Source organism: uncultured Agitococcus sp., from assembly GCF_937920075.1.
Taxonomy (GTDB): Bacteria; Pseudomonadota; Gammaproteobacteria; order Pseudomonadales; family Moraxellaceae; genus Agitococcus.
In genome coordinates, this window is record NZ_CALETI010000377.1 from 1 (window position 1) to 6,495 (window position 6,495).

Sequence of the window (6,495 nt, forward strand, 5' to 3'; positions counted from 1 at the left end):
ACCATCTCGGTGACCATGTCGATTAATTGTTCTAGCTTGGCGGAATTGGCTTTATCGGATGAAATTTTGTCGAGCTTTAACAAACTGGGGTGGCAACACACTTGGCGGAGTTTTAATAAGGCATCTAAAATGGCAATTTGGCTACGTTTAAAACCTTGTTTGGCAATAATATCTTGAATGTTAGCTTGCATGGCCACACGTACAGCTTCATAGAGTTTAGACTGTGACTCACTCATATCTACATTGACTTCGATAGTGGTTTTGGGCGGCAGCTCTTTGGCAACCTCGGTTTTTAGGCGGCGCAACATAAAGGGTTTAATACGATTAACCAGTTTTTGTCGTAATTGATTGTCACCCTTTTTTTCGATAGGGTGACGATAGTGTTTATTAAATAATTCTTGGCTCGATAAAAAACCTGGCATTAAAAAATAGAATAATGACCACAATTCTCCTAAATGGTTTTCCATGGGTGTGCCTGTTAAACACAGCCGATGTTTGGCATCTAACTGACGTACTACCTGTGCTGCTTTAGCACGCGGATTTTTAATATTTTGTGCCTCATCTAAAATTAACAAATGATATGAATGTTGTTTTAACAGCTCTTCATCACGGGCTAACAATGGGTAAGTGCTTAACACAATATCGTGTTGGGGAATTTTATCAAAATCTTGATGACGATTTGCGCCTTGTAATACTAACACCTTTAAATCAGGGGTAAATTTTTGGGCTTCTTTAAGCCAGTTATACATTAACGAGGTGGGCGCAATAATCAAGGCAGGTTTTTGCTGTAAATGACCTGCTTGTTTTTCGAGTAAAATATGCGCTAAGGTTTGAGCAGTTTTGCCCAAACCCATATCATCAGCCAAAATGCCACCATGTTCTGTGTCGCGTAAAAACTGTAGCCAACCCAAACCTTGTTGTTGATAAGGACGTAACTCACCCACAAAACCTTGAGGTGTAGGCAATTGTTGGCTATAACCTTGTTTGAGCTTGTTGGCAAATTGTTGTAAACGCTCATTATTTTGCCACGGCATACCCAATACATGTTGTAGTGCAAGGGCTTGTGCGGCATCGTATTTATCCATGCCATGACTATCTTGGTTAAGCAAATGGCCAAGATGCAGTAAAATAGGTTTTATATCTTTGATAAGTAACGCTAAGGCTGATTGATTTTCACCTAGATAAACACTTAAAAAATCGTCTTCTTGTAATTCTTCAAGCGAGGCAGCGTCAAGCAAAAAAGGATGACTTTTAATTAATCGACTTAACAAATCAACTAAATTAAAGGTATTGCCTTGTGGGTCTTGAATCGTTGCGCCTAACTCAAACCAATCTTGCTGTGAGCTAGATTCGGTCAGTGATAAGTTGATGTTATGACCCAATTGAACATTAAAAGGACTGTCAGCCAGATGTTCAACTTGCCAACCAAATTCTGCAAATTTGTTGGTGGGAATAATGTTTTTAATAAAGTCGGTATTTTGAGCTAAAATTAAAGCATGCTCTTGGTTGTGAGTAAGTGCTTGAATGCTCTTATTCTTTTCAAGCCACTGTAAAGACGGAATTAGTTTTTGTAATTGGCTAATACGCTGTTTTTCTTGAGATAAATCACGGTGTTGACGTACCATTTCGCCATTGTCTGTACCAAAAAAATAACTGTTTTTTTCGGTCGCTCTAATAGTCCCACCTATATAGTCAAAATAAATTTCGGCCAAGCCTAGCCCTTGATGAAATAAATAATCTGCAATCTTGTTAAAACCACCAAAACGAATAATGGGTGTTAATGTGCCATAAATATCTTCGATATTTTTTAGAGAGTTTGGTTGAGCAATTTTTTGAGTAAGAGGCGAGCTTTGTAAGACTTCACTGACTTTGGGAATCAGAGCTTTAGGAATGTTAGGCATTGCTAATAATTGACGAATGACGTGGCTGGCATATTCGCACTCAAGTTGGCCAATGATGCACTGCTCGGTATCAAGATAGGCTAAGGGTTGGGTATAAAGTACCTCAAATTTATCAGGAATGGGTGAGGTTTGGTCTTTAGCTTGTAGAGTAGCGACCAATCTTTCGCCTTGTTGTGTATCTTGCTGCCATTTAAGCTGTAATTGATAAGATGTGTCTGAATAACTTAAGGGGATTGTACTATCATGCCAATAACATTCTGCATGGCTAATGAGGTTTTGCAAATCTATCAACGGCAGATGGTTAATGTTTAAATTTGGTTCGTAATAGGTGTGATAGTTTGCGTCTTTTTTTTGGCCGTGATGATGGCTATAAATGGGCAAAAAAGCATGACGCTCTGCGTGTGGCATAGCAATTCTATAAAGGACGATATTATCAAAATTGGTATAGGTTTTTTGCTCTCGGATTTCGTTGGCTTTATTACGTCTGATTTTATAAAGTGTCAGGCTGAGTTGTTGCTCTTGTTGAAGCTCATAAATAAACGGAGAGGCGATTTCTTTTTTGGTGTTAGGTGTGGCATTGAGATTGGTGCTTAATTCCTTGAGCCAAGATAAGGCTTGTGTGGCATTAATGTTAGATGAGGCAGTGCTACTAGCAGGGTTATTGGGTTTTACGAATGGAACAACATTATCGCTAAAATTTTCTAAAAAATTATTATAAAACAATTGTGCTAGGGCAGCACCATGTTTGCAATTTCTGCCTACAGGACAACTACATTCACTCTTAATTAACTGTTTTGACTTGGTGCTATAAGTAATTTTAGTGTGATAGTAGTCGCCTCCTTCAACCACGGCAGACAGAGTAGCCGTGTCATTGGTATAACTGAGGTCGATGCTACCTTGGTCAATTTGTGTTAAGTAGTTTCGGCTACGTTGTAGGATTGTGTAATCAAACAAAGATTGCAGAAATCGGTTAAGTGCAATAGTCATGGTGCTTGTTCAATCTTATGGCGTATGTTTGCTCATTATTTTAACGAGTAATAAAGGTTATTTAATAGGGGAGAGTAGATGGTTTTTATGGTGTTATTGAAAAGTACTTATTGCTTTGATTCCGAACTCAGGTTAAGTAGACTCAAAAAATCTTTAAAATAAAAAAGGATGAGCCTCCACGACTCATCCTTTGATTTGCAAAACGGACTTAGAGAAAGTTAAGCCGTTTTTTTCACTTTAAAGAAAATGGCATACATTGCGGGTAAACTGAGCAAGGTTAATGCTGTTGCCACAATCAACCCACCCATAATTGCCACCGCCATTGGCCCCCAAAAGGTGCTGTGCATTAACGGAATCATCGCTAATACCGCAGCCGCAGCCGTTAAAATAATCGGTCTAAAACGACGTACCGCCGCTTCAATCACGGCTTGCCATCTATCAACACCATTGGCAATATCTTGCTCGATTTGGTCAATTAAAATTACCGAGTTACGAATAATCATCCCGTTAAGCGCAATAATCCCTAAAGTCGCGACAAAACCCATGGGACGGTTGAGTGCTAACATCATTAACGCGGCACCAATCACTCCTAAAGGTCCTGTTAAAAACACCAATAACGCCCGTGGGAAGCTACGTAATTGCAACATCAACAAGGTAAAGATAATAAATAACATCAAAGGCACATTAGCTTGAATGGACGATGTACCTTTTTGTGACTCAGCGACTGTCCCTGCAATTTCAATATGGTAGCCAGCATCCAACTTAGCGCGTAAGCCTTCAAGTTTTTCATTAATGCGTAAGGCAACGGTGGCAGGTTGAATACCATCAGCCACATCCCCTTGTACGGTAATGGCAAACTGACGATTTTGCCGCCATACTACGCCATATTCCCATTGCAAATTAGGACGCGCAATTTGTGCTAGAGGAATAGACTGGCCACTGCCTGTGGGCAAATATGTACCTGTTAAGGCAGTCATGCTGTCACGTTCTTCTTTAGGTTGACGCAAAATAATCGGAATTTGGTCGTTTTCTTCACGATATTGGCCAATGGTTAAACCTGACAAAATAGTTTGGCTGGCGGTGGCAATATCAGAACTGGTCACAGCTAAAGCGCGTGCGCGTTGTTGATCAATATCTAAGTGTAAAGATTTGACTTCTTCCGACCAGTTATCGTTAACACCACGCATCGCAGAGTCTGCACGAACAATGGTTTTAACTTCATCGGCAATCGCACGTAATTTATCAGGATTATCACCAATCACTCTAAACATTACAGGATAGGGTACAGGTGGGCCATTGGGTAATAATCGCGCACGGCCACGAATTTCTGGAAATTCCTCTTGTAACATGACAGGTAATTGATGACGAATTTTTTCACGCGCTTCTAAAGAGGGCGGCATAATCACCAATTGGGCGACGTTATTTTGTGGAAAGATTTGGTCTAACGATAAGTAAAAACGCGGCGCGCCTTGACCAACAAACGAAGTCACCGAACCTGCTTCGGGAATGGCTAATAAACGCTGTTCAACTCGTTTGACGATACTTTCGGTATTGGTTAACGAAGAACCTTCGGGCAACCATAAATCAATCACCATTTCTGGACGGTTGGAGTCGGGGAAAAACTGCTTTTCAACCAATTTCATGCCCATAATACCTGCACCAAGCGCGGCGAGGGTAGCGAGTAAGGTAATCCAACGGTGATTCACACACCATGCCACGGTGTTACGCACCGCATTATAGAAAGGCGAATCAAAGACTTCGTGATGTTCGGCTGAACCTGCATGATGAGTTTTTAATAAACGATACCCTAAAAATGGCACAAAATAGACCGAGACAAACCACGAGACAATTAAGGCTGTCGTCGTTACCGCAAAAATGGCAAAGGTGTATTCACCCACCGCAGAATTGGCTAAACCAATGGGTAAAAAGCCTGCGGCTGTAATCAACGTACCTGTGAGCATGGGCATGGCGGTGGTTTGATAGGCATAAATACTCGCGCTTAAACGGTCATAACCTTCTTCGAGTTTACGCACCATCATTTCGACAATAATAATCGCATCATCCACCAACAAGCCAAGGGCAATAATCAGCGAGCCGAGCGAGATTTTGTGTAAATCAATGCCCCATCTGTCCATGATTAAAAAGGTAATCGCTAATACCAAAGGTATCGATAAACCGACCACTAAACCCGGCCGCATATCGACTCTTAAAGGTTTGGTGTGTAAGCCTAATGCCAAAAAGCTAACCACTAAAACAATCACTAAGGCTTCGGCTAAGGTTTTAACAAATTCTTGCACCGAACGATTAACGGAGCTAGGTTGGTCTTGCACTTGTTGCAATTCAATACCCGCAGGCAAGCTGTCGCGTAGTTTTTGACTAGCATGTTGAAGGTCTTTACCCAAAGTGATGATGTCACCGCCTTTGGTCATGGAAATGCCTAAACCAATGACTTCATGGCCATTTAAACGCATTTTCGGGGCAGCAGGGTCTTGGTAACCACGTTGAATGGTGGCGATGTCGCCCAAATAAAAACTACGATTATTAAAGCGTAAAGGTAGTTTTTTCAGGTCATCAACATTGGTAAATTGACCTGTTAAACGGATTTGAATATCGTCTAAAGGGGTGCGTAACGTACCTGCATATTCAACGGCATTTTGTTGGTTGAGGGCGTTGATAACTTGGTGCATATCAATACCCATTCTTGCGAGTTTCTTTTGGGAAATTTCAACAAATACACGTTCATCTTGCACGCCATATTGCTCAACTTTGGCAACATTAGGCACTCTTAATAATTCATTGCGCACTTGGTCGGCATATTTTTTTAATTCTGCATAAGAAAAACCATCAGCAGACAGCGCGTAAATCACGCCATACACATCACCAAATTCATCATTAAAGAAGGGGCCTTGTACGCCTTGAGGTAAGGTATGACGTTTGTCGTTGATTTTTTTACGAATGGTGTACCAAATATGTTGAATATCTTTGGCTTGAACCGATTCTTTCACCTCAATAAAAATCGTCGTTTCGCCTGCTTTGGAGTAACTGCGAATTTTATCGACATGAGGGGCTTCTTGGAGAACTTCTTCCAATTTATCGGTTAGCTGTTCGGACACTTGCAAGGCGGTAGCACCCGGCCAAAAGGCACGCACCACCATTGCTCTAAAAGTAAAGGGTGGGTCTTCGTCTTGGCCTAATTGAAAAAACGAGGCAATCCCTGCCAACATCAAGACAATCAGCAAATAGGTGGTAATGGCAGGATTTTGAATGGCAATCCGCGAGAGGTTAAAACGTTCGGCTGATGAGTTACTCATAGTGCGCTCCCGTTATTGTTTAGCCAATAAGGGGCGTACAACTTGCCCTTCATGCACTACATGCACGCCAGCCACGACCACTTGTTGACCTTGTTGTAGGCCAGCAACAATCACCTCATTACCATCAACACCTGCCACTTGTACGGCTTGGCTTTGTAGTTTTTGACTTTGTGGATTAAACACAAACACGGTGGTTTGTTGACCTTTACCGACTAAGGCACTGGTGGGTAATTTGATTAAGCCACTTTGACCTTGTAAGTTAAGGTGTAAGGTTGCCGATTGGCCTAAAGCCAAGG

Annotated in this window: 2 protein-coding genes and 1 pseudogene; all 3 read right to left on the minus strand. The window is 41.4% G+C overall.

Annotated elements, in window-relative coordinates; genetic code table 11:
- Positions 1-2,888, minus strand: a 2,888-nt coding sequence (locus Q0212_RS12675) for an SNF2-related protein (protein WP_297926081.1), incomplete at its 3' end; no start/stop codon positions are given.
- Between the two features lie 218 nt (positions 2,889-3,106).
- A complete protein-coding gene (locus Q0212_RS12680; protein WP_297926083.1) occupies positions 3,107-6,199 on the minus strand; it encodes an efflux RND transporter permease subunit in 3,093 nt (1,030 codons plus the stop codon).
- Positions 6,200-6,211: 12 nt separating this feature from the next.
- Positions 6,212-6,495, minus strand: a pseudogene (locus Q0212_RS12685) (hypothetical protein); the annotation flags it as partial.